This is a genomic window from Thermomonas sp. (genome assembly GCF_041905325.1).
Lineage (GTDB): Bacteria > Pseudomonadota > Gammaproteobacteria > Xanthomonadales > Xanthomonadaceae > Thermomonas.
The window spans coordinates 150,403-175,057 of the sequence record NZ_JAYRLK010000003.1; the positions used below are offsets into that span (position 1 = coordinate 150,403).

General features: G+C 66.3%; 20 protein-coding genes and 1 riboswitch. Of the genes, 12 read left to right on the forward strand and 8 right to left on the reverse strand.

Features of this window, described 5'->3' with window-relative positions; translation table 11 throughout:
* The first annotated feature begins 95 nt into the window (after positions 1-95).
* Complete coding sequence (locus tag ACE3OK_RS04800; protein ID WP_374248412.1) at positions 96-2,024, forward strand: FTR1 family protein; 1,929 nt, start codon at positions 96-98, stop codon at positions 2,022-2,024.
* Positions 2,025-2,027: 3 nt separating this feature from the next.
* Here the strand turns inward: ACE3OK_RS04800 and nagA are convergent, their stop codons facing one another.
* Genes nagA through ACE3OK_RS04820 form a run of 4 tightly spaced genes read right to left on the reverse strand, consistent with a single transcriptional unit; the run spans position 2,028 to position 6,534 of the window.
* Complete coding sequence (gene nagA / locus ACE3OK_RS04805; protein WP_374248413.1) at positions 2,028-3,161, reverse strand: N-acetylglucosamine-6-phosphate deacetylase; 1,134 nt, start codon at positions 3,159-3,161, stop codon at positions 2,028-2,030.
* Between the two features lie 2 nt (positions 3,162-3,163).
* Positions 3,164-4,198 carry an SIS domain-containing protein gene (locus ACE3OK_RS04810; protein ID WP_374248414.1) on the reverse strand — a complete coding sequence of 345 codons (1,035 nt, stop codon included), beginning with the start codon at positions 4,196-4,198 and terminating at the stop codon, positions 3,164-3,166.
* A 22-nt stretch (positions 4,199-4,220) separates the two neighbouring features.
* Positions 4,221-5,252, reverse strand: a complete 1,032-nt coding sequence (locus ACE3OK_RS04815) for a LacI family DNA-binding transcriptional regulator (protein WP_374248531.1) — start codon at positions 5,250-5,252, stop codon at positions 4,221-4,223.
* A gap of 16 nt (positions 5,253-5,268) precedes the next feature.
* Complete coding sequence (locus tag ACE3OK_RS04820) at positions 5,269-6,534, reverse strand: sugar MFS transporter (protein WP_374248415.1); 1,266 nt, start codon at positions 6,532-6,534, stop codon at positions 5,269-5,271.
* Positions 6,535-6,841: 307 nt separating this feature from the next.
* On the opposite strand from ACE3OK_RS04820, the gene ACE3OK_RS04825 reads away from it, so the two are divergent.
* From ACE3OK_RS04825 to ACE3OK_RS04835, 3 genes are all read left to right on the forward strand, one after another.
* The gene (locus tag ACE3OK_RS04825; RefSeq protein ID WP_374248416.1) at positions 6,842-7,939 is read left to right on the forward strand and encodes a glucokinase; all 1,098 of its coding nucleotides are present in this window, start codon (positions 6,842-6,844) and stop codon (positions 7,937-7,939) included.
* 64 nt (positions 7,940-8,003) lie between these two features.
* On the forward strand, positions 8,004-10,679 hold the full coding sequence (locus ACE3OK_RS04830; protein WP_374248417.1) for a TonB-dependent receptor: 2,676 nt from the start codon (positions 8,004-8,006) through the stop codon (positions 10,677-10,679).
* A gap of 113 nt (positions 10,680-10,792) precedes the next feature.
* On the forward strand, positions 10,793-13,084 hold the full coding sequence (locus ACE3OK_RS04835; protein WP_374248418.1) for a beta-N-acetylhexosaminidase: 2,292 nt from the start codon (positions 10,793-10,795) through the stop codon (positions 13,082-13,084).
* Between the two features lie 12 nt (positions 13,085-13,096).
* Here the strand turns inward: ACE3OK_RS04835 and phhA are convergent, their stop codons facing one another.
* A complete protein-coding gene (gene phhA / locus ACE3OK_RS04840) occupies positions 13,097-13,972 on the reverse strand; it encodes a phenylalanine 4-monooxygenase (RefSeq protein WP_374248419.1) in 876 nt (291 codons plus the stop codon).
* Positions 13,973-14,099: 127 nt separating this feature from the next.
* Here phhA and ACE3OK_RS04845 point away from each other — a divergent pair, with 127 nt between their 5' ends.
* The 5 genes from ACE3OK_RS04845 to ACE3OK_RS04865 all read left to right on the forward strand — a co-directional run bounded on the left by ACE3OK_RS04845 (position 14,100) and on the right by ACE3OK_RS04865 (position 16,879).
* Positions 14,100-14,573 (forward strand): Lrp/AsnC family transcriptional regulator, encoded by a 474-nt coding sequence (locus ACE3OK_RS04845; RefSeq protein ID WP_374248420.1) that lies wholly within the window; start codon positions 14,100-14,102, stop codon positions 14,571-14,573.
* 154 nt (positions 14,574-14,727) lie between these two features.
* Positions 14,728-15,351: a GTP cyclohydrolase I FolE gene (folE, locus tag ACE3OK_RS04850; RefSeq protein ID WP_374248421.1), complete on the forward strand. Its 624-nt coding sequence runs from the start codon at positions 14,728-14,730 to the stop codon at positions 15,349-15,351.
* A gap of 13 nt (positions 15,352-15,364) precedes the next feature.
* Entirely contained in the window at positions 15,365-16,072 is a 708-nt protein-coding gene (locus ACE3OK_RS04855; protein ID WP_374248422.1) for an RNA polymerase sigma factor, read from the forward strand.
* Between the two features lie 34 nt (positions 16,073-16,106).
* The gene (locus tag ACE3OK_RS04860) at positions 16,107-16,454 is read left to right on the forward strand and encodes a hypothetical protein (protein ID WP_374248423.1); all 348 of its coding nucleotides are present in this window, start codon (positions 16,107-16,109) and stop codon (positions 16,452-16,454) included.
* Entirely contained in the window at positions 16,451-16,879 is a 429-nt protein-coding gene (locus tag ACE3OK_RS04865; protein ID WP_374248424.1) for a DUF2231 domain-containing protein, read from the forward strand. Before ACE3OK_RS04860 ends, ACE3OK_RS04865 begins: the two co-directional genes overlap by 4 nt.
* Before the next feature lie 12 nt (positions 16,880-16,891).
* On the opposite strand, the gene ACE3OK_RS04870 is transcribed toward ACE3OK_RS04865, so the two are convergent.
* The 3 genes from ACE3OK_RS04870 to ACE3OK_RS04880 all read right to left on the reverse strand — a co-directional run bounded on the left by ACE3OK_RS04870 (position 16,892) and on the right by ACE3OK_RS04880 (position 19,495).
* Positions 16,892-17,914: a patatin-like phospholipase family protein gene (locus ACE3OK_RS04870; RefSeq protein WP_374248425.1), complete on the reverse strand. Its 1,023-nt coding sequence runs from the start codon at positions 17,912-17,914 to the stop codon at positions 16,892-16,894.
* 158 nt (positions 17,915-18,072) lie between these two features.
* Positions 18,073-18,633: a porin family protein gene (locus ACE3OK_RS04875; RefSeq protein ID WP_374248426.1), complete on the reverse strand. Its 561-nt coding sequence runs from the start codon at positions 18,631-18,633 to the stop codon at positions 18,073-18,075.
* 88 nt (positions 18,634-18,721) lie between these two features.
* Positions 18,722-19,495 carry a rhomboid family intramembrane serine protease gene (locus tag ACE3OK_RS04880; RefSeq protein WP_374248427.1) on the reverse strand — a complete coding sequence of 258 codons (774 nt, stop codon included), beginning with the start codon at positions 19,493-19,495 and terminating at the stop codon, positions 18,722-18,724.
* Positions 19,496-19,574: 79 nt separating this feature from the next.
* Between ACE3OK_RS04880 and ACE3OK_RS04885 the strand changes: the two genes are divergently transcribed.
* The 3 genes from ACE3OK_RS04885 to ACE3OK_RS04895 all read left to right on the forward strand — a co-directional run bounded on the left by ACE3OK_RS04885 (position 19,575) and on the right by ACE3OK_RS04895 (position 24,649).
* Positions 19,575-20,744 (forward strand): class I SAM-dependent rRNA methyltransferase, encoded by a 1,170-nt coding sequence (locus tag ACE3OK_RS04885; protein WP_374248428.1) that lies wholly within the window; start codon positions 19,575-19,577, stop codon positions 20,742-20,744.
* Between the two features lie 47 nt (positions 20,745-20,791).
* Positions 20,792-21,002, forward strand: a riboswitch (cobalamin riboswitch).
* 211 nt (positions 21,003-21,213) lie between these two features.
* Positions 21,214-23,505: a ribonucleoside-diphosphate reductase subunit alpha gene (locus ACE3OK_RS04890; protein WP_374248429.1), complete on the forward strand. Its 2,292-nt coding sequence runs from the start codon at positions 21,214-21,216 to the stop codon at positions 23,503-23,505.
* A gap of 46 nt (positions 23,506-23,551) precedes the next feature.
* Entirely contained in the window at positions 23,552-24,649 is a 1,098-nt protein-coding gene (locus ACE3OK_RS04895) for a ribonucleotide-diphosphate reductase subunit beta (protein WP_374248430.1), read from the forward strand.
* Positions 24,650-24,655 lie beyond the last annotated feature (6 nt).

Below are 24,655 nucleotides of genomic sequence, written 5' to 3' on the forward strand. Positions count from 1 at the left end.
TGGGGGGGCAGTCGGGGGCCTGCATTTATCTGCGGTTGATTCTCATTTGCAAAATCAGGAATACACTGAACCTCTCGATTGCCGAGGGGCATGCCATGGTTGTCCGCTGGTTCGCTTGCTTGTTGCTGTTGTGGACGACGATGGCTGCAGCTGTACCGCCGCAGGCTGGGAGCGTGCAGCAGGCGTGGCAGCTGCTGGACTACATCGCGGTGGACTACGCCGGTGCCGTGGACAGCGGCAAGGTGATCAGTACCGGTGAATATGCCGAGATGCAGGAGTTTTCGGCCACGGCGCGGGAACGCATTGCAGCACTGCCGGACAACCCGCAGCGGGCGGCGCTTGCGGCACGCGCACAGGCGCTAGTGGCGCTGGTGGACAAGCGCGCGGATGCCGCTGCGGTGGCGGAAGCCGCGCACGCCTTGGCAAATGATTTGCTGGCGGCTTATGGCGTTGTCGCCGCGCCCGCGAAGGTGCCGGATTTGGCGGCTGCCAAACAGCTGTACGCCGCGCAGTGCGCCAGTTGTCACGGCGCAACCGGCGCCGGTGATGGCGCAGCGGGTGCGAAATTGGACCCGCCGCCGATCGCATTTACCGACCGCGAACGCGCTTCACAACGCAGTCCGTTGGCGCTGTATGAAGCGATCAGTCGCGGCGTCGCCGGCACTGCGATGGTGGCGTATTCCCAGCTAAGCGATGATCAGCGTTGGGCGCTGGCGTTCCATGTGGGCAGCTTGGCGTTTGACGAACAGCAGCGCACTGCGGGCGCGCAGTTGTGGCATGACGACGCCCGCATGCATGCGGCGCTGCCAACGCTGGAAGCCTTGTCGCGCAGCAGCCCTGCGCAGTTGGCACAGCAGATGGATCAGCAACAGGCGCTGGCGATTACCGCATTTTTGCGCGCGCAGCCGCAGACGCTGATCTCCGCACAACCCAACCAGCCGGCCTCATTGGCGCTGGCGCGCCGCCAGCTGCAGGCAACCCAAGCGGCTTATGCGGCAGGCGACGGCAAGCGTGCGGCAGCGTTGGCGCTGTCGGCCTATCTGGACGGGGTGGAGCCGGTGGAGCCGATGCTGGCTGCACGCGATGGTGCGCTGCTGCGCGAGATTGAATCAGCGATGGGGCGGCTGCGTTCTGACATTGGTGCCGGTGCCGCAGCGGAGACGATTCGAACGGATATCGCGCAAGCGGCGGCACTCATGGATCAGGCGGATGCCGTGCTGCACGCGGAAACCGGCAGCAAGGCTGCCGCCTTTTTGGGCAGCTTCACCATTTTGCTGCGTGAAGGGCTGGAAGCGCTGTTGGTGGTGATCGGCATGATTGCATTCTTGCGCAAAAGCGAGCGCAAAGAAGCCTTGCCGTGGGTACATGCCGGATGGGTGCTGGCGCTGGTGGCCGGCGGCATCACCTGGGCTGCAGCAACGTGGCTGGTTGAAATCAGCGGTGCAAATCGTGAGCTGACGGAAGGACTGTCTTCTGTGTTTGCTGCGCTGGTGCTGCTGAGCGTGGGGATCTGGATGCACCAAAAAAGCCTGGCCGGACGCTGGCAGCATTATCTGCAGGAACGCATGGCCGCAGCATTGGGACGGCGTTCGCTGTGGTTCCTGTTCGTGCTGGCATTTGTCGCGGTGTATCGCGAAGTCTTCGAAACCATCTTGTTCTACGCCGCCATGTGGACGCCACAGGATGCGGCCGCCATCTTGATAGGCTTGGTGGCGGGGGCGGCATCGCTGGCGCTGGTGGCGTGGGCGCTGCTGCGGCTGGGTGCGCGGCTGCCGATTGGCAAATTCTTTTCGTGGAGCTCGCTGTTGATCGCAGTGCTGGCGGTGGTGCTGGCCGGCAAGGGCGTGGCGGCACTGCAGGAAGCGGGTTGGATCGGTCTTGGCCTGGTGCGTGCGCCGCGCATTGACCTGCTGGGAATCTTCCCGACATGGCAGACACTGCTGGCGCAGCTGATGGTGCTGGTGGTGGCGGTTGCAGGGTTCTGGATCAATATGCGCGGCGGGCAGCAAACCCGCCGCGCGTAAGCCTTACTCGATGCCGCCGATCCAGCAGCGCGTAACGTTCACCCCGGCATCCAGCAGCACCAGATCGGCGCGATAGCCGGGGGCGATGCGGCCCAGGGTGTTGCCCAAGCCCAGGAACTCTGCCGGATACTGCGCAGCCATCCGGCAGGCTTCGTCCAGCGGCAGACCGAGCAGTTGCACCGTGTTGCGCACGGCGCTGGCCATGTCCAGTGCGGAGCCGGCCAGCGAGCCGGCGGCATTGCGCACCACGCCGTCGATGGCGGTGATGGTTTCGCCGTAAAGATCAAAGCTGGGGTTGTCGCTGCCGACCATCGGCATGGCGTCGGTGACCAGCAGCACCTTGCCGCGCGGCTTGGCCGCAATCGCCACCTTGAGGCTGGCCGGATGCACATGCACGCCATCCACGATCACGCCCACCCAACTGTGCGCATCTTCCAGCGCGGCGCCGACCACGCCGGGTTCGCGGCCCTGCAGCGGAGTCATCGCGTTGTAGAGGTGGGTGAAGCCGGTGATGCCGGCGTCCAGCCCGATCCGGGCCTCCTCGTAGCTGGCGGCGCTGTGGCCGGCGCAGACAATCGCACCGCGTTCGACCATCGCTTGGATCGTTGTCACCGGCACCTGTTCCGGGGCTAGGGTAATCACGGTGACGCCGTTGTCCAGCGCGGTGACCATCGCCACTTCGTCGGCATCGGGCACCCGGAACTTGTCGGCGTTATGCGTTCCCTTGCGTGCTGGCGCGATGTACGGGCCTTCCAGATGGATGCCGAGCACGCCCGGCACGCCTTGCGCGATGGCATCGCGGGTGGCGGCCACTGCGCGCTGCATCACGTCGGCATCGTCGCTGATCAGGGTAGGCAGCAGCCCGGTGGTGCCGTATTGGCGGTGGCCGCGGGCAATGGTCGTCAGCGCTTCAACCGAGGTGTCATTGTTGAACAATACCCCGCCGCCGCCGTTGACCTGGACGTCGATGAAGCCCGGTACCAGATAGCCGTCGTGAAGGTCGATGTGCTCGCCGGTGGAAGGCGGTGCGCCGTGCAGCACCGCCACGATGTGGCCGTCTTCCACCACCACGCAAACGTCGGTTTCAAACCCGTTTTCGGTGAGGATGTGGCCGTTGTGGAAAACCTGGGTGGTCATGCTCACACCGTTTCCGTCACCTTGTTCAAATGCGGCGGCACGTCCGGGTCATGGCCGCGTGCCAGCGACAGCGCATTGGCCACCGCGTAGAACGCCTGCACGGTGAGGATGGGGGTGGCGGCCGGGTGTGGCGAGGCCGGCAGCGGCAGGATGCCCGCGCCGCTGGCGCCGGCCCGCGCCAGCCACACCGGCGCGCCGCGCTTGCGGAATTCTTCGGCCACGGCGGCGGTGCCATCGCCGGTTTCGTCATCTTGCGCGAACGCAAGGATGGGGAAATCCGTGCCGATAATGGCCATTGGCCCGTGCTTCACTTCCGCCGAAGAAAACGCTTCGGCGTGCAGGCCGCAGGTTTCCTTGAACTTCAACGCCGCTTCTTGCGCCGCGCCCAGGCCCAAGCCGCGCCCCAGCACAAACAAGTGCTTGGCCAGCCGCAAGCCTGATACCAGATCCGACCAATCTTCCTGCCACGCGGCGCGCATCGCGTCGGGCAGGGCATCCACCGCTGCCAGCAGCTTGGCATCGCCACTCCAGTGCGCGGCCAGTTGCAGCAAGGCGGCCAGCGAGCACAGATAACTCTTGGTGGCGGCCACGCTGTTTTCCGGGCCGGCGTGCAGTGGCAATACGGTGTCGGCGAGTTTTGCCAAAGGCGAATCGGCCACGTTCACCAACGCCAGTACATGCGCGCCACCGGCCTTGGCGATCTCCGCATTGCGCAGCAAATCGGGGCTTTTGCCGGATTGCGAAATGGCGACAAACAACACGTCATCCAGCTTCGGCTGCACCGCATACACCGAACCCACCGACGGCGAGGCCGATGCCGTGACCAGCCCCAGGGTGGTTTCGAACAGGTACTTGCCGTAGGTGGCGGCGTGGTCGGAGCTGCCGCGTGCGCAGGTGACGATGAAGCGCGGCGGCTGCGCGCGCAGGCGCTGGGCAAGGTCGGCCACGATCGGCGCGTTGGCGGCGAATTGGCGGGCCACGGCGGTGGCCGCTTCGGCAGCCTCGGTGTGCATCCAGGTGGAGTCGGGGGCGGGCATGCGGGGCGGGGTCCGGAAAGGGTCAGGAAGCGGGGCGCGGTGGCGCGGTGGAGCCGCGCACCACCAGTTCGGGGCTGAAGCCCTGGTTGGGCGTGCTGCCTGCGGCTTGCTCGCGGATATCCGCCAGCAGCCGGCGTGCGGCGTGGCGGGCGATGTCCTCGGTGGCCTGGCGCGCCGTCGTCAGCGCGGGCCAGCTTTGCTTGGAGAACGGGCTGTCTTCGAAACCGGCGATCGACAGGTCGTAGGGCACGTTCAAGCCACCGGAGCGTGCCGCAGCCAGCACGCCGGCGGCGATTTCATCGTTGCTGCCGAAGATCGCGGTGGGTCGCTGCGGGAGCTGCAACAATTTGCGCGCGCCGCGAAAGCCGTCGTCGAAGGAATAGTCGCCCTCCACCACCAGTTCCGGGTCGGCGGCGATGCCGTAATCACGCAGCGCATCGACATAGCCCTGGTGGCGCTCCCACGAGGAGCCATGCGATTTTCCGCCCCACAGGAAACCGATGCGCTGGTGGCCCAGCTGGATCAGGTGCTCGACGATGGCGTAGGCAGCATCGCGGTCGTCCACGAACACGCAGGCACCGCCGCCCTGCGGGTCGGAGGAGGCGGAGACGATGCGCACCAGCTGGATGCCGCCGGCCAGCAGCGCATCCACCAGCTTCTGGTTTTCAGACATCGGCGGCGCCAGCACGATGCCGGCCAGCCGCGCGTTGCGCACCAGCTGGACGATCTCTTCGGCCAGTCGCGGCGAGGTCGAGTCGCAGGGGTGGATCTGCAAGCCGTAGCCGGTTTCGCGGCACACCGACAGCACCCCGTTCTGCATCGCGATCACGTAATACGGGTTGGGGTTGTCGTACAGCAGGCCCAGCGCGTACGACTGCGCGCTGCGCAGGCTGCGTGCCGACGGGTCCGGCTGGTAGCCCAACGCGGCGATGGCGAGCTGCACCTTGTCGCGGGTGCGGGCGTGCACGCCGGCTTCGTCGTTGATGACCCGCGACACGGTCTTCAGCGAGACCTGCGCACGGGCGGCAACGTCCTTGATGGTGGGTTTGCGCACCGGAACCTCGAACATGTCAGCGACCGATATTGTGCCCGCGGGTGGCGAAGAACAGGATGTAGAGGTAACAGGGCACCATCAACAGCAGGAACACCAGCTGGAAATCCAGCGTGTCCTTCAGGTGCACGAACAGTTGCGGCACCACCGCCCCGCCGCTGATGCCCATGATCAGCAGCGCCGAGCCGCGTTCGGTGAAGCGCCCCAGGCCCTGGATGGCCAGCGGGAAGATCGCCGGCCACATCATCGCGTTGGCAAATCCCAGCGCTGCCACGCAGGTCACCGACGCCATGCCGTGGGTCAGGAAAGCGCCGACCGTGAGCAGTACACCCAGCAGGGCCGACATCGCCAGCCAACGCTGCTGGGAAATGAAGCGCGGTATCAGCAACAGCCCCACCACATAGCCCAGCAACATGCCGAACAGGGTGAACGAGGTGAAGAACTTGGTGGCGTCCGGCGGCAGGCCGAAGCCCGCGCCGTAGGTGCCGATGGCATCGCCCGCCATCACCTCGCAGGCCACGTACACGAAGATGCACAGCGCACCCAGCCACACGTGCGGGTACTGGAAGATGCTGGTCTTGCCGCCGCTGCCGCGGTCGGCATTCACGTCTTCGGCGCGCAGCTCCGGCAGCGGCGAGAACAGGATGCCCACCGCCAGCAGCGCCAGCAGGCCGGCCATCGCCATGTAGGGGGCATGGATGCGCGCCGCGAATGCGTCGAGCAGGGTGTCGCGGGTGGCGGCATCGGCGCTGGCCACCTGCGCGGTGAGATCGCTCATGCCGTGCATCACCAGCGTGCCGATCACGAACGGCGCGGCCATCCCCGCCAGCTTGTTGCAGATGCCCATGATGGCGATGCGCTGGGCCGCGACTTCGATCGGGCCGAGGATGCTGATGTAGGGGTTCGATGCGGTTTGCAGGATCGCCAGGCCGGCCCCGATGACGAACACGCCGGTGACTGCACCGGCGTACACGCGGCCGGTGGTGAACTGGCCGAACACCGCCGCGCCGATGGCCATCGCGAACAGGCCCAGCGCCATCCCCTTCTTCATGCCGGTCTTGCGCAGGATCGCCGACGACGGCAGCGCGAGGAAGAAATACGACAGGTAGAACGCGCTGGGAATCAGGAACGCCAGTTTGTCGTCGACGTTGAACGCCAGCTTGGCGAACGCGATCAGCGGGCCGTTGAGCCAGGTGACGAATCCGAAGATGAAGAACAGCGCGCCGACGATGACGAGGGCGCCGATGGGAGTGCGGGGTGCGGCAACGGAAGACGCGGTGGACATGGTGGGCTCCGGAAGGCGGCGGGCGTTGCCGGCGGATCCACCCCGGCAGGAAGTGGATTGACGCACAGGACAGACAAAGGTGCAACGATGTCCATGCGGTACGCGTACCGGCTTCGCAAGCCACCGCAAAGGTGCTCTTTCACCTCAAAAACAAAGCCATGCGGCAGGCATGGAGGTGCTGCGATGCAACATAAAAACAGGCATCGTCGGCCATTCAGGCGCCCGGTTCGGGAATTTTCCTGTCTGCTGTTGACAACGATGTCATCTGCTGTGCAGAGTCGCCTTCCAGGACGCGGGGACAACGGGCATGGGGGATGCGATGGGCAGGATCGGCGAGACGGCGGCGGCGGCGCGGTTGCGCGGCGTGGCTGTGCCCGTGACGGCCGGCCAATGCTTCATCGCCGCCGATGTCGGCGGCACCAATGCGCGGTTGTCGGTGGTGCGCACCGATGCCGAGGGCGACATCCAGGTGTTGTGCTGGCGGCGCTATCCCTGTGCCGCATACCCTGGCCTGGGTGCGATCCTGGCCGAGTTCATGGACGATCATGCGGCCCACGCAGGCATCGACTGCATGGTCATCGCCACCGCCGGCGTGGTGCTGGATGACGAGGTCATCAATTCCAACCTGCCGTGGCGGATCGCGCTGCCGCAGCTGCGCCGCGACCTGCGCCTGCGTGCCCTGCACGTGGTCAACGACTTCGCCGCCGCCGCCCATGGCACCACCCGCTTGCAGGCGGGTGACAGCCGGCTGTTGACGCCGGGCGTGGACACCGCCGCGCCGGGCCCGGTGCTGGTGGTGGGCCCCGGTACCGGCCTGGGGGCGGCGATCTGCATTCCGCGCGACGATGCGGTGGCGGTGCTGCCCACCGAAGCCGGCATGGCCGCGTTTGCGCCGGGCGACGCGCGTGAAATCGAAATCCTGCAGTGGCTGCGCCAGCGCACCCAGCGCCATGTCTGCACCGAACAGCTGTTGTCCGGGCCCGGGCTGATCAACATCTATCGGGCGCTGGCCGCGATGCATGGCCGCGCGCCACTGCTGGACACGCCTGCCGCCATCACCCTGGCGGCCCGCCACGGCGAGCCGCTGGCGCTGGAAGCGGTGTTGGTGTTCTGCGGATTGCTGGGCAGCGTGATCGGCGACCTTGCCGTGATCGGCAGCACCGGCAGCGTGTACGTGGCCGGCGGCGTGGTGCCGCAGGTCGTCGACTTCCTGCCGCGCAGCGCATTCCACGCGCGGCTGGTGGACAAGGGCGCGATGCGCCCGGTGCTGGAGCGTGTCCCGGTCCGGCTGGTGGAAAACGAAAGGCTCGGCGTCCTCGGTGCGGCGAGCTGGTATCTGCAATACCTGCGCGAGCGGGCACACCGGGACGAGGCCAAGCAGAGTCGGGCCGCAGCAGCACCATGACCCAACAGCGGAAGGCCCGAAGCAGCGCGGGACCGGACGCCACATCAGCCCTGGAGAATCAGCAATGCAAGTCCGCAAGAATGTTTTGACGTTGAGCATCGTGGCCGCGCTGGGCCTGTCCGGCGTCGCCATGGCCCAGGATCAGACACCGGCCGGCCAGAAAGCCACGGATCTCGACGCCGTGGTGGTGACCGGCATCCGTGGTGCGCAGGAAAAATCGCTGGACGTGAAGCGCGATGCCAATTCCCACGTGGAAGTGGTGACCGCGGAAGACGTGGGCAAGCTGCCCGCACACAACGTCGCCGATACCCTGCAACGCCTGCCGGGCGTGAACATCAGTTCGGCCAGCGCCGATGAAGGCGGCTTCGACGAAGCCGACCGCGTCAGCCTGCGCGGCACCAGCCCCAGCCTGACCCAGACCCTGATCGACGGCCATCCGGTGGGCTCGGCCGACTGGTTCGTGCTCAGCCAGGGCAATACCGTGGGCCGCAGCGTGAGCTACACCCTGCTGCCGTCCGAACTGGTGGGTTCGGTGGAGGTGAACAAGACCTCGCAAGCCAAGCTGATGGACGGCGGCGCGGTGGGCACGGTCAACATCCGCACCCGCAAGCCGCTGGAGTTCGCCAAGCCGATCACCGCCGAAGCCTCGGTGGGCATGGTGCGCTCCGACCAGGCCGCCGCCAACGACCCGCAGCTGTCCGGCCTGTTCAATTACAAAAACGACCAGGGCACCTTCGGGGTGATGGTGCAGGCGTTCTCGCAGAAGCGTCATCTGCGTCGCGAAGCGCAGGAGGTCCCGGGTGGCTTCTTCCAGATCAGCCCCACCAGCGCGGCGGCGCTTGCCCATCCGGACCTGGCCAATGTGTGGGCCCCGGGCCTGCTGGGGTCCACCCTGTTCGAGCAGGTGCGCGACCGCAAGGGTGGCCTGATCTCGCTGCAATTCAAGCCCAGCAATGACCTCAGCCTGGGCCTGACCGGCTTCGTGTCGGACATGCGCGCCAACAACTACAACCGCAACTTCATGCTGTGGGGCGGCAACTTCGCCGCATCGCAAGTACCGAACGCCGGTTATGTGGTGAAGGACGGCGTGCTGGTGTCGGCCACCTACGCGGGCGTGCCCGGTACCGACTACGCGGTGTACGACATGATCGCGCGCGAGGCCACCGCCAAGACCCGCTACGTCACCTTCGACGGCGAATGGCAGATCAGTGACAGCCTCAGCTCGAAGTTCCAGCTGGGCACCACCAGCGGCACCGGCTCCACCGAGCGCCAGTTCATCGCGGAAGTGACCCTGGCCAGGGGCGGCGGTGCCAGTTGGAACAGCCACGGCAACAGCGCCCCGGTGGACTGGAGCGTGGGCGGCGACATCACCCCCACCGGGGTGACCGGCTTCGGCACCTGGGGCAACCAGCAGGTCACCGCCAAGGACAAGGAGCATTGGGGTTCGATCGACTTCACCCGCTACTTCAACGGTGGCGCGTTGACCTCGATCGACTTCGGGGCCCGCTACGGCGACCACACCCGCCAGGCGCTGTCGCCGGAAGGCGCTTCGCCGGGCAACATCTGGGCGGCGTTGCAATCCGGTGCCACCGCGTCGTACCCCGGCGATTTCGCCAGCAGCATTGGTGGCACCTTCCCGCGCAACCTGTGGTACTTCACCACCGACGCGCTGCGTACCGCCATCCTCGCCAATTCCACCTGGCTGTCGAACAACGACGGCCCCACCGGCCGCCATAACTACGGTGGCGAGTGGAAGGTGGGCGAGAAGAACTTCGCCGCCTACGCGCAGGCCAACTTCGAAGGCGACAAGTGGGCCGCCAATGTCGGCCTGCGCTACGTCAACGTCGACCAGTTGATCAACTCCTACCAGTCGGTCAGCAACCCGGCCAACGCCGATGTCTCCAGCCTGTTCGGCGCCTGGATCCACAAGGACACCAAGAACCACTTCAGCCGCGTGCTGCCCAGCGCCAACCTGAAGTTCCACCTTGCCGACGACCTGCTGTTCCGGTTCGCCGCCTCGCAGACCCAGACCCTGCCGGACTATTCGTCGCTGGGCGCATCCAGCTGGGGCTCGGACCTGAACAAGACCGGCGGCGGCGGCAACCCGAACCTCAAGCCGCTGCTGTCCACCAACTTCGACGCCAGCCTGGAGTGGTACTTCATGCCGCGCGGCCTGTTGGCGGTGAGTGCGTTCTCGATGAACCTGAAGGACTACGTGGTGTTCGGCACCGAGAAGCAGATGCTGTTCAGCGAGCTGACCCACAAGCTCGAGGAGTACAACGTCTCGGTGCCGGTCAACGCCAACGGCAAGGTCACCGGGCTGGAGCTGACCTGGGAGCAGCCGATCGGCGACAACTTCGGCATCAATGCCAACTACACCTATGCCGATGGCAGCGCCGCGCACACCTGGGCCGATGGCAGCCACAACCTGGTGGGCACCTCGAAGAACACCTGGAACGTGGGTGCCTACTTCGAGAATGACCGCTTCGGCGCGCGCGTCAGCTACACCTACCGCTCGGACTTCCTGATCGGCCTGTCCGGCGCCAACCCGTACTACCAGGACAAGTTCGGCACCTTGGCCGCCTCGTTGAGCTACAAGGCCACCGACTGGCTGAGCTTCAGTTTCGATGCGCTCAACCTCAACGACCCGACCTACAAGTACTACCAGAGCGCGGCGATTCCCACCGCGTTCTACAGCAATGGCCGGCAGTACTACCTCAACGCGCACCTGAAATTCTGAGGCCGCGTTGCCAGCGTTCCCATTGGCGTAACCCTCCCTTCGGGGCCCGCAACCCGGGCCCCATTTTTTTGATGGCCGATGCCAGAATCCCGGCATCGCTTCCGGAGCCCGCGATGCAGCCACGTCTTGCCCTGTTGCTTGTCACGTTGTCCCTGCTGCTGCCGCCGTGCGCCGCCGCGGACGCGCCGGTGGTGCCGCGGTTGATCCCGCAACCGGCGCACATGCTGCAGCGGCCCGGCAGCTTCACGGTGCCGGCGCATGCGCGGGTGCAGGCCGGCGATGACCCGCGGCTGCGGCAGGTGGGCCGGCAATTCCAGGCGATGCTGGGCGATGTGTTCCCCATCACGCTGGAAGCGGCAAACCCCGCCACCGCCCGCGCTGACATTGCGTTCGTGCTGGATGCCAGCTGCCGCTGGCCGCTGCCGGATGCCTACGCCATCGACATCGACGGCAATGGCGTGCGGGTGCGTGCCGGCAGCGACAAGGGCCTGTACTACGGTGCGGTGACGCTGGCGCAACTGCTCACCTCGGGCGCTGCCGGCCAGGGCGGCGTGGTGTTGCCGGCGCTCGACATCGAAGACCAGCCGCGTTTCGGATGGCGCGGGTTGATGCTGGATTCGGCGCGGCATTTCCAATCGGTGGACGAGATCAAGCACCTGCTGGACGCGATGGCGCAACTCAAGCTCGATACCTTCCACTGGCACCTCACCGACGACCAGGGCTGGCGCTTGCCGGTGCCGGGTTGGCCGAAGTTGGTCACGGTGGGCGGCTGCCGCATTCCGGCAGGCGATGCCGGCATCGACACCGCCAGCGGCAAGCCGGTGCCCTATTGCGGCTACTACACCGAAGCGCAAATCCGCGACGTGGTGGCGTATGCCGCCGAGCGCCACATCGACGTGGTGCCGGAAGTGGACATCCCCGGCCACGCCACCGCCGCCATCGCCGCTTATCCGCAGCTGGGCGTATCGGGCCAGCCGATCGCGGTGTCGAACGAGTGGGGCGTGAACACCCAGCTGTTCAATGCCGATGAGACCACCATGCGCTTCCTCGACGACGTGCTCGGGCAGGTGGTGAAGCTGTTCCCGGGGACGTTCGTGCACATCGGTGGCGACGAGGCGGTGAAAGACCAGTGGGTCGCTTCGCCGAAGATGCAGGCCCGCATCCGCGCATTGGGCGTGAAGAACGAAGCCGGCTTGCAAGCCTGGATGGTGGCACGGCTGGAAAAAACGTTGGCCGCACACGGCAAGCGCCTGATCGGCTGGGATGAAATCCTGGAAGGCCGATTGCCGGCAGCGGCCACGGTGATGAGTTGGCGCGGTCGCGGCGGTGCCGTCAATGCCGCCAGGCAGGGTCACGACGTGGTGATGAGCCCTTCCGGCGAGTTGTATCTGGACTATCTGCAAACCCATTCGCCGGAAGAATCTCCCGGCCGCCCGGCGGTGATATCCCTGCAACAGGTGTACGCCTTCGAGCCGGTACCCGCGGAACTGGACGCGGGCCAGGCCCGCCACATCCTGGGGGTGCAGGCCAACGTGTGGACCGAACACATGCGCAACTTCGCGCGCGTGCAGCATGCCGTGTTCCCGCGCATCGCCGCGCTCGCGGAAGTGGCGTGGTCGCCGCCGGGTGCGCGCGATTACCAGAGCTTCCTGCAACGCCTGCCCGCCATGCTGCCGCGCTGGCAGGCGCAGGGCATGGCCGTGGCGCAAACCCCGTTCCAACCCCATGCCAGCCTGCAAACCGGCAGCACCGGGCAGGCCGAGCTCACCTTGCACCAGCCGCTGGGCTATGCCGTGCACTACACCCTGGACGGTAGTACCCCCGCCGGCACGTCGCCGCGTTATTTCACGACCCTGGCCCTGCCGTTGCCCGCCACCGTGAAGGCGCAGGCGTTTTTCGACGGCCGGCCGCTGGGGGCCGTGTTCGAACAGCACTACACCGCCGCCAGCCTGCTCACCCGCAGCGACGAACAACTGGCGATGTGCACCGGGCAACTGATGTTGCGGCTGGAAGACGATGGCCCGCGCAGCGGCCCGCGTGCGGTCTACAACGTCGACATCTTCAATCCCTGCTGGCGTTGGGACGCCGCACCGCTGGCCGGCATCGGCAGCGTGGAAGTCCGCGCCGGCCGCATCCCGTATTTCTTCCAGCTTGCCCACGACGAACCGTACCGCACCTTCAAGCCGGCAACCACCGCGCATGGCGAATTGGAACTGCATGCCGGTTGCGACGGCCCGCTGCTGGCCCGCCTGCCGCTGCCGGCGCAGCCCGATGCCGACGGTTTCCTCACCCTGCGCACGCCGCTGCAAAACGCTCCGGACAAGGCCGACCTGTGCCTGTGGTTCAGTGGCGACACCCGGCCGGCGATGTGGGTGCTGGACCGGGTGACGTTGCTGCCGAAGTGAGTGCGGCGGGGGTCATGGCCTGGCGGCTGCCGCCGGCAACGCCACCTCGCCGGGCTGGAGCGCATCGGCGGGCAGCACCGGCTGCCCGGCCAGGCGCGCGTAGATCGGGGTGAAGTCGGCCAGCGTGGCCGCGATCAACTGCTCGAAGCTGTCGATGACGAAGTAGGTCTTCTGGTAGCTGTCGATGTGGTAGCCGGTGCGCATGATGCGTTCGAGGTCGAAGCCGATGCGCAGCGGCGCGGGAGATTCCAGGCAATGGATGGATTCGCCCTTGGAGCTGACGATGCCGGCGCCGTAGATGCGCAGGCCGTCGGCCTGCCGGATCAGGCCGAATTCCACCGTGTACCAGTACAGCCGCGCCAGTTGCATCAAGGCTTCCGGGCCGATGCCGTGGGCCTTGATGCCGCCCTTGCCATAGGCTTCCAGATAGTCGGCGAACAACGGGTCCATCAGCAGCGGCACATGGCCGAACAGGTCGTGGAACAGGTCGGGCTCTTCGATGTAGTCGATCTGCTCCATGCGGCGGATCCACCAGCTCACCGGAAAGCGGCGGTTGGCGAGGTGGGTGAAGAAATCCAGCTCCGGCAGCAGCCCTTCCACCCCCACGATCTGCCAGCCGGTAGCGGCACCCAGCACCTGGTTGAGCTCGCTGAATTTCGGAATCCGGGTCGGACTCATCCGCAGCAAGGCCTGCGCATGCAGGAAGGCGTCACAGGCACGGCCGGGCAGCAGCGCCTGCTGGCGCGCGTACAGCTGCTGCCAGACGTCGTGGTCGCTGTCGCTGTAGCTGTCCCACGGCTGCTCCACCGTGCCGGTGGCGTAGACCGGGATCGAGCCCCGTTCGCTTTGGATGCTTTCAAGACGGCGCGGCAGCGGTTGGGCGGACATGGGCGAAACCCAGGCAGGAGGACACCGCACAGGGTAGGCGCACTGCTGCGCAAGATGTCTGCAAAGTTGTGTGCATGCAGCAGAATCACGCAATATTCACCCTGAAAAACGCGGATGGGTGCAAGAAATGGGCGCTACCGAGCTGGATCGCATCGACCTGACCCTGCTGGCCGAATTGCAGCGCAGTGGCCGCCTCACCAATGCCGAGCTGGCCGAGCGCGTGCACCTGTCGGCGTCGGCCTGCCTGCGCCGGGTGCAGCGGCTGGAGCGTGACGGGGTGATTGCCGGCTACCGCGCCGAGGTCGACCCCGAGCGGCTGGGGTTGGGCCTGCAGGCGTTCGTGCGGGTGCAGCTCAAGAGCCATGACGCCGAACGCATCGATGCCTTCGCGCGGCAGGTGAACGACTGGCCGGAAGTGGTGACCTGCCACGCCCTGACCGGCGACATGGACTACCTGCTGCACGTGATGGTGCGCAACCTCGAGCACTTCTCCCGCTTCCTGCTGGACAAGCTGCTGGCGCAGGCGGACGTGGACGACGTCAATTCCAGCTTCGTGCTGCGCACGGTCAAGCGCGCGCAGGGCTGGGTGCTGGGCGAATGACGCCGGCCGCCTGCCTGTCATCAGCAGCGCGCCGCGTGGGGCGGTGGTCGGGAAGAGGTCTTGTGGAAGGATGCAGAACGCGGGAACGGGGCCCCGGGAACCTTTTCCGCGCCGCTGCATCTGCCAGGACAAGACCCCGATCCGGACCCTGATCATGCTCACGCCCGTCCTGCACGTTTCGGCACCACCCGTCACGGCGGAGGATGCATTCGATGTCCCCCGGCCCAGCCGCGCCGAGGCCGAGGCGGCGGTACGCACGCTGATCCGCTGGGCCGGTGACGATCCGCTGCGCGCGGGCCTGCACGACACCCCGGCGCGGGTGGCGCGCGCGTACGAGGAATGGTTCGGTGGTTACGCCAAGGACCCGGCGCAGATCCTTGGCCGTCGCTTCGAACGTTCCGGCTACGACGACATCGTGCTGCTGCGCGACATCCCGCTGCACAGCACCTGCGAGCACCACATGGCGCCGATCACCGGCGTGGCGCATCTCGCCTACCTGCCGGGCGAACACGTGGTGGGCCTGTCCAAGCTGGCGCGGCTGGTGGATGCCTACGCGCGCCGGTTGCAGATCCAGGAGCGGCTGACGGTGGACATCGCCGACGCGCTGCAGCGCGAGCTGCAGCCGCGCGGGGTGGCGGTGGTGATCCGCGCCAGCCATGGCTGCATGACCAGCCGCGGCGTGCATGTGCACCGCAGCGCGATGCTGACACGGCGGCTGCTGGGCGCGTTCGAACGGGAGCCGTGGCGCAACGATATCCTCGCTGCGCTGTCGGCGTGATGGAGGAACAGCCATGAACACGATTGCAGCAGGCGCCACGCGCGACTACGCCGCACTCGACGATGCCGCACTGGTGGCCTGCGTCCTGGCCGGTGAGCGCGAAGCGTTCCGGCAGATCATGCAGCGCTGCAACCAGCGCATGTTCCGGGTGGTGCGTGGGGTCATCCGCAACGAGACCGAAGCCGAGGACGTGGTGCAGGAAGCCTACGTGCACGGTTACGAAAAGCTGGGCAGCTTCCGCGGCGAAGCATCGCTGGCGACCTGGCTGACCCGCATCGCCCTCAATGAAGCCTATGGTCGCCTGCGCCGGAGGCGCGACAGCGTGGACATCGACGATATCGACAGGGGCGCACCTGCGGCGCAGCTGATTGCGTTTCCCGGCCGCGTGCTGGGCGACGACCCCGCCGAGGAAGCGGCGCGTGCGCAAATGCGCCGGTTGTTGGAACAGGCGGTGGACGCACTGCCGGAGGCGTTCCGGCTGGTGTATGTGCTGCGCGACGTGGAAGGGTGTTCGGTGGAAGACACCGCCAGCGCGCTGGAGATCCGCCAGGAAACCGTGAAGACCCGCCTGCACCGCGCCCGGCGCCAGTTGCGCGAGGCGTTGGCCAGCCGCGTGTCGGCAGCGCAGGGGGAGGCGTTCCAGTTCATGGGCGCGCGGTGCGCGCATCTCACCGAGGTGGTGATGGCGCGGATTGCGGCACTGCCCGCCACGCAAGCCTGAAGTCTCTATTCATCGACCCAGAAGGGGGTGTGGAATGTTGCTGTATGCCTTGATCGTGTTTCTGGTGGGCGCCTGTGGCGGTCTGGTGCTGGCGTCGTACGTGCTGCGCGGGAAACTGGCGCCGTGGGTGGTGTCGCTGCTGCACGCCTTGCTGGGTGCCACCGGGTTGGTGTTGCTGACGGCGTCCGTCCTGACTGCCGAGCACATCGGCACCTTGCCATTGGTGGCACTGGGCGTGTTCGTGGTCACCGCCTGCTTCGGTTTCTATCTGGCGTCGATCCATTATGGCAAGCGGGTGGCGCTCAAGCGCGTGGTGCTGACCCATGCCAGCTTCGCCGTCACCGGGGCGGCAGTGCTGATCGCGGCGGTGGTGATGCAATGAGCCATCCCGTCCATCCCGCCGTGGTGCATTTCCCGGTGGCGTGCTGGGTGCTGGCCACGGCGGCGGACGTGCTCGGCCTGTTCTGGGCCCCGCCATGGCTGTGGCCGCTGGCATTCGCACTGGCCGTGCTGGGGTGTGGCTTCGGGCTGCTGGCGGCGGCGGCCGGGTTCCTGGAATTGCTCAAGCTGCCGGCCGAGCATCCGGCCGGTGGCACCGCCAATGCGCATATGGGCCTCGCGCTGGCCACCTGGTGCCTGTATGCCGGCAGCGTGTTCCTGCGTCTGCACGACCGGCAGCCGATGGCTCCGGACGTGTGGGCGCTGGCGCTCAGCGGTGCGGGGGTGCTGGCCTTGCTGGCCACCGGCTGGCTGGGCGGCAAGTTGGTGTATGGCTACGGCGTGGGCGTCACGTCGCGCGAGCGATAACGCCCCGCGCGGTCACTTGCAATCCGGGTCGCGCCGCAACCTGTCCAGCCACCCGGTTTGCTGCGCGCAGCGCGCCTTGCGCGCATCCTCGCGCTGCTGTGCGGCGCGGGCTTCGGCGGTCGCCCGCGCCTGGGCCAGGCGTTGTGCCTGCATGGCGGCCAGTTTGGCGCGGATCTGCGGCAACGCCGCCTGCGCGGCGCGTTCGCCTTCGAGGATGGCGCGGTTCTTCTGCGCGAAATCGGTGGCACCGATGTCGTTCACGGCGGGGCGGATGATGATGTCGGCGCGCGCCAGTTCGGCCGCACCCAGCTTCTGCCCCATGATGGCGATGCTGCGGTTGACGTTGCCCAGCATGCTGGACGGGTCGGCCGCGCCGGTGGCCTTGCTGCTGATGTCCACCGCGATCACGAACTGCGCGCCCAGGTCGCGCGCGGCGTCCACCGGCACCGGGCTGGCCACGCCACCATCGACGTAGTGGTGCTTGCCGATGCTGACCGCTTCGAACACCCCCGGGATCGAACTGGATGCGCGCACCGCCTGGCCCACGTTGCCGCGCACGAACACCGTGCGCTGGCCATCTTCGAGGCGCGTGGCGACGGCGGCGAAGGGTTTCTTCAGTTGCTCGAAGGTGCGTTCATGCAGCTGGGTGTTGACGTAATCCTCCAGCTTCTGCCCCTTCACCACGCCACCGGAAAACAGGCTGACGTCGCGGATGCTGGCTTCGTCCAGTGCCACCGCCTTCTGCTGCAAGGCATAGGCATCCATGCCGCTGGCGTACAGCGCGCCGACCACGCTGCCGGCGCTGGTGCCGGCCACCACCACCGGCTGGATGCCGTTGGCTTCCAGCATCTTGATCACGCCGATGTGGGCAAAGCCCTTGGCGGCACCGCCGCCCAGCGCCAGGCCGATCTTCACGGCCGGCAGCATCGGCGTGGCCACGGATGGCGCTGGGGTAGGGGCGGGCGTGGGGGCGGACGCACAAGCGCCCAGCAGGACGGCAGCAAGGGCAAGACAGGCGGTGCGCGGCATGGACATGGAGCGACAGGGCATGGGCAATGACGGTGCGAGGCGGCAGCCGGGACGGAGGCTGCGCGCAGGGTAGCGCGGCGTGGCGCAACGCAGGCCGAACGACAACACCATAAACACGCAGGCCGCCTTGCGGCGGCCTGCGTGGATGCCGTGGCGGGCCGCGCTCAGAAGCGGGCTTCGAACCCCAGCGACAGGGTGTTGGCACGCAGGCGCAGACCGCCGCCCGAACCCTGGTTGTGGTCGTAGTTGAGGCTCACGCCGTACTGCTTGCTGAAGTCGTAGCCGGCGCCGATGCCGTAGTACGGCTTGGTCGACGTCTCGCTGCCGCTGCCCAGGTTCGAATCCACCGACAGCTTGCCGCGGGCCAGGCCGCCGCGCAGCTGGACGAAAAAGCCCAGGTCGGTCGGGGTGGCGTGTTCCTTGACCACCACGCCCAGGCCGATCGCCGACAGCTTGGCGCTGGCATGGTTGGTGCCGTCGTCGTACACGGTTTCGTCGTAGAACTTGCTGTAATGACCTTCCACGGCGAAATTGGAATTGAACCAGTAGCCGCCGCGCAGCGAGAACGCATTGTCCTTGTCGCTGCCGCTGTTGCCGGTGCCGTCAATCTTGGCATTGACGTCGCTTTGGCCCAGCTCGCCGCGCACGAACGCGTTGCCGGCCAGTGCACTGGTGGACAGGGCGGAAAGGGCCAGCACGCAGCCCAGCGCAAGAATCTTCTTCATTTGCAACTCCTTTGGGATGACTCCACGCCGACCTTGGCGTGGCGCACAGGATAAGACGCGCTGCCGTGCGCGTCGAATCCGGTCGGCATCACGGGCGGTGCTGGTCGCGTGGCCGGAACGGCAGCACCTGGCCGCGCGCCTCCTCTGCGGTTCCGCGCTGCCAAAGCACCGGCACGTCGTCGGGGGCACGGGTTTCGAAGGTCTCGAATCCGGCTTCGCTGCGGGCGCGTTCCTGCGCTTCCTCGATCTCCCAGCTGTATTGCGCGCGTGCCGGTTGCGGGTCGCTGCGGCGGAACAGGAGCGCGGCCAGCACGCCCGCCAGCGCGCCGCCCAGGTGCGACTGCCACGACACGCCCGCCTCGTGCGGCAGGATCGTCATCAGCATGCCGCCATAGAAAAAGAACGCCAGCATGCCGGCGGCAATCGCCGCGCGGTCGCGGCGCAGCAGGCCGAGGGTGAACAGCAGGAAGCCCAGCCCGTGGGTCAGCCCGCTGGCACCGAGATGATGCGTGCCGGCCTCCCCCAGCAGCCACGCGCCCAGCCCCGCACCCAGCCACAGCAAGGGCAATGCGCGCAGGGTGGCCTTGGGATAGGTGGTGCCGGCCAGCGTGCCCAGCAGCAACAACGCGGTGGAATTGGCCAGCACATGCGCCACCGAGCCGTGCAGCAGCGGGGCGGTGAGCAGGCCCGTCAGGCCCGGCAGGCTGTGCGGCGTCACCGCAAGGAAGGCCCAGTCGAACCCTTGCTGGGCGGCGAAGCAGGCCCACAGCAGCAGACTGAAACCGAGGCTGGCGATGAAAGCGCGTTGCAGCCGCAAGCGGTCGGACAGGCGCTGGGCGGCGCGGGATGGCGGGCTGGACATGCTTGCGATGTGGGGCCGTGGGCGGGGAAGGCAAGCCGCCCGCGGCATCGACCTTCCCGCAACCGCCTACAATGCGCGGATGAACGACATCCTGCCCCAAGTCCGGCTCAAGAACGCCTGGAATTCCACCCACCCATGGATCTTCCAGCGGCTGGTCGAAAAACCCGCGCAGCGGCCCAAGCCCGGCAGCATTGTCGATGTGGTCGGCGTGGATGGCGCGTGGATCGGCCGCGGCTTCTACAACGGCCATTCGCGGATCGCCCTGCGCATGCTGGAGCGCGACCCCGACGTGGCGGTGGACGCCGCCTGGTTCGTGCGCAAGATCGGTGAAGCCATTCAGCTGCGTCGCGAGATCCTCAAGCTGGACGAGATCTCCAACGCCTGGCGCGTGGTCCACAGCGAGGGCGACGGCATCAGCGGGCTGGTGGTGGACCGCTACGACGACCTGATCGTGGTCGAGTTCTTCAGCGCCGGCGCGTGGCGCCACCGCAGCATCATCTTCGACGCCCTGCGCGAGCACTTCCCCGGCTGCCGCTTCCACAGCTTCGCCGATGAGCACGTGCAGAAGCAGGAAAGCTTCGACTACAAGGACACCCAGGGCACCGAGCCGGCCATCGTCACCGAGCACGGCATCAAGTTCCGTGCCGACCCGGCCGGCGCGCACAAGACCGGCTTCTTCGCCGACCAGCGCGAGAACCGCCAATGGCTGAGCCAGCAGGTGGCGGGCAAGCGCGTGCTCGACCTGTGCTGCAATACCGGCGGCTTCGGCGTGTATGCGGCGGCGCGCGGCGCCAGCGAGGTGGTGGGCATCGACATCGACCCGGCAGTGATCGAGATCGCCAAGCACAATGCCTATCTCAACCACGTCAAGCCGCGCTTCGTGCAGGCCGACATCTTCCCGTGGCTGCGCGATGCGGCGGCGGCCGGCGAACAGTTCGACGTGGTCATCCTCGACCCGGCCAAGATGACCCGCGACCGCGAGCAGGTCATCAACGCGCTGAAGAAGTACCTCGACATGAACAAGCTGGCGCTGGGCGTGGTCAAGCCGGGTGGGCTGTTCGCCACCTTCAGCTGCACCGGCCTGGTCAGCGAGGACCAGTTCCTCGACATGTTGCGCCGCGCCGCGTTCTACGCCGGCCGCACGGTGCAGGTGCTCAAGGTCGCCGGCGCCGGCCCGGACCACCCGTGGCTGGCGCAGGTGCCGGAGTCGCGTTACCTCAAGGCGGTGTTCTGCCGCGTGCTGGACTGAAAGGCACGCGCTGCCCCATATTTCGTGTTGACCAATTCCGGCGCACACAATATCTTGTGCCAGTCGGTACTCCAGCAGGTGCGATCACCACTGGGGTTGAAAAGGGAATCCGGTGCGAATCCGGAACTGCCCCGCAGCGGTAAGTGGAAACGACCGGCGCCAACAGCACTGGGGGCAACCCCGGGAAGCGGCGCCTAGTAGGCGGGGGCCACCCCATGTCCACAAGTCCGAAGACCTGCCGACACACCGGGCGTGCTGGTCGCAGGGGCTGCGACAGCCATGGGCCAGCATGCCGGTGCGGGTGGCCGCTTCGAGGGGAAGCGCGTCGCGTGCCGGGCATGGCGTGCCCGCGCGTGGGCGTGTGCCTTTGCCTTGCAAGCCCCATCCCTTGGCCCTGCGCGCGGGAGCAGGTATTCGGTCAAGGAGCCGCCGGGCGTCTGCCGGGCTGGCTTTCCAGCGGGAAGCACACATGCTGCAAACCATCATCAAGCGCGACGGCCACGTCGAACCGTTCACGCCGTCCAAACTCAACCAATGGGGCCAGTGGGCTGCCGCCGCGCTGGGCGATGCGGTGGACTGGCCGTCGGCGGTGCTGGACACCGTGTCGGCCATGCCCGACACCGCCAGTTCGCGCGAGCTGCAACAACAACTCATCCGCACCTGCCTGAACTACGACAGCTGGTCGTACAACCGCATGGCCGGGCGGCTGTATGCCACCTTGATCCGCAAGGACCTGTACCGCAACAACCGCCCCACCGTGCTGGCCTTGCATCGCAAATTGCAGGCGCTGGGCTATATGGAAGTGCTGGATTATTCGGATGCCGAATACGCACAGGTCGAGGCGCTGATCGACCACGAGCGCGACTTCAGTTATGCGCACTACCAGCTGCACACCCACCTGACCAAATACGCGATCGCCGACCGCGTGGCCGGTGTGCAATTTGAATCGCCGCAGTTCATCTACATGCGGATGGCGATGGCATTGGCGGTGGACCAGCCGCGCGAGCGGCGCATGCGCGACGTGGCCTGCTTCTACGAGCATCTCTCCTGCAACCGCATCAACGCGCCCACCCCCAACCACGTCAACCTGGGCACGCCGTTGCGCGGCTACGCCAGCTGCTGCCTGTACACGGTGGACGACAACGCGCGCTCTATCGCGATCGGTAACCACATCGCCAACACCATGACCTACATGAGCGCCGGCATCGGCGCGCACCTGCAAACGCGATCGGTGAACGACCCGGTGCGTGGTGGCGTCATTCGCCATCAAGGCAAATTGCCCTACTACCGCGCGCTGGTGGCGGAGGTGAAATGCAATCTTCAGAACGGCCGCGGCGGTGCGTGTACCACGTATTTTCCGATCTTCGATCCGGAAGTGGACGTGTTGCTGCGTCTGAAAAACCCGATGTCCACCGAGGACAAGAAAATCCGCGGGATGGACTACAGCTGGGGCGGCAACCGCTTCTTCGCGCGCAAGGTGGCGCGCAACGAGGACATCTTCCTGTTCAACTGCCACACCGCGCCGGACCTGCAAGCGGCGCTTTACAGCGCGGACGAGGCCGAATTCGAGCGCCTGTACGCACGCTACGAGCAAGATCCCGCCTTCGAGAAAACATGGGCAAACGCCCGTGAGTTGCTGATTACCGCCAGCAACGAATGGAACGAAACAGGCCGCGTCTACGAGCACAACATCGCCGAGATGAACCGGCACACGCCGTTCCTGGACGTGATCTACAGCTCCAACCTGTGCGCGGAAATCGCGCTACCCACCAAGCCGTTCCAGCACGTCACCGACTTGTATTCCGACGATGGTGAAGCCGGCGAAGTAGCCACCTGCAACCTGGCCGGCATTTGCGTGGACAACATCGAGTCCGAGGCGCAATACGCGGAAGTGGCCTATTACGCACTGCTGATGATCGACAAATGCATCCACTTGGCGCACTACGAGCTGCCGCAGGTAGGTGTGACCTCGCGCAACCGGCTGAACGCCGGCGTCGGCATCCTAGGGCTGGCACATCTGATGGCCAAACACGGCCAGCGCTATACCGATGTCGAAGGCAAGCAGTTCATCCACGCCGTGGCCGAGCGCCACTACTACCACCTGCTGCGTGCCAGCTTGCGCTTGGGGCAAGAGCTGGGCAATGCACCGTGGATGCACAAGACGCGCTGGCCGCAAGGCTGGCTGCCCAGCGATACCAGCAACCGCAATGTCGAGCAGATCGCGCCGTTCCAGACCCGTTACGACTGGGAAGCACTGCGCAGCGAGATCATCGCCAACGGCGGCATCCGCAATTCCGTGCTGGTGGCACACATGCCCACCGAAACCAGCGCCAACGCCTCCGGTACCACCAACGGCCTGTACCCGGTGCGCGAGCTCACGTTGATAAAAACCGACAATCAGCGCGTCAATTACTGGGCCGCACCCGAAGGCGACACCCTGGGCGATGCCTATCAATTGGCCTGGGACATCCCGGCCAAGGACATGGCCGAGCTGTACGCCATCGTGCAGAAGTGGACCGACCAGGGCATCTCCGCCGACTTCTACCGCAAGGTCATTGGCGACGCCACCATCGCCTCGTCGGAATTGATCGCCGATTACCTGTACCGGGTGAAGCTGGGGCTGAAGTCGAAGTACTACATGAACCAGAAGACCTCGGCCGGCATGCGCCAGCTGGAGCTGGCCATCCCCAAGGCGACACCGGAGGCGCTGTCTGCCGATGCCGATGCCGATGCCGAAACCTGCGACGCCTGCACGCTGTGAGCCGCGCAATGCGGCGCGGCGCCTGCCCACTTCCCGGAACCCTTCCATGACCGACACCGTCTTCAACCGCACCAAGACCGACTACCAAAAACCCCTGCTGCTGCTGGGCCAGCGCCCGGGACTGTTCGATACCGTCAACCGTCACTATCCGGCAATCTGGGCGCTGTACAAGGCGCAGAAATCGCTCGACTGGGACGAGAACGAATTCGACTACGCATCTTGCAATGCCGATTTCAAATCGTGCCCGCGCGGCACCTACGACATGATGATCAAGACCTTGGCATGGCAGTGGGAGGCCGATTCGGTGGCCTCGCGCGCGATCGCCCCGGTACTGGCGCCATTCATCACTTCCAGTGAGCTGTGGGCTTGCTGGCAACGCATTTCCGACAATGAAGTGGTACATGCAGCCACCTATTCGGAAATCGTGCGCAACTCGTTCGACAATCCGGCGGTCATCCTCGAGGAAATCCTGCGCGTGCAGCAGGCACATGATCGTCTGCACGAAGTGGCCAGGGTCTTCGCCGCCGGCTACGATGCCTCGCACCGCTATGCGTTGGGTCAGTTGCCCAACGACCAGGCCACCTACAACGCGGTGTTCATGACCATCCTGGCGCTGTTTTGCATGGAGCGCATCCAGTTCATGGCCAGCTTCGCGGTGACGTTCGCCATCTGTGATACCGGTTTGTTCCAACCGATCGGCAAGGCCATCCAGAAGATCGCTCAGGATGAACTCGAGATCCACGCCGAGCTGGATCGTGCGGTGCTGCTCAACGAGCTGCAAACCGAGCGCGGGCAGACGGCGTTTACGCAATGCCGCGCACGGATCGAAGCGCTGATCGAGGAAGTCATCGACAGCGAACTGCGCTGGATCGACTACCTGTTTTCCGAAGGCCGCGAACTGGTGGGGATGACTGCCGAGCGGCTGACGGCGTGGACGCTGTACTGCGCCAAGGATGTCTACCAGACCTTGGGCTTGGCCGCCGGCAAGCACCCGCTGCCGGCCGCCAACCCGCTGAAGTTCATGGAGAAGTGGCTGAACATCAGCAAGACCCAGGCTTCGCCGCAGGAGCAGGACATCGCTGCCTACAAGGTCGGGGTGATGCGCCGTGACGATGCCGATGTGACGTTCGATGCCGATTTTTGAATTTAT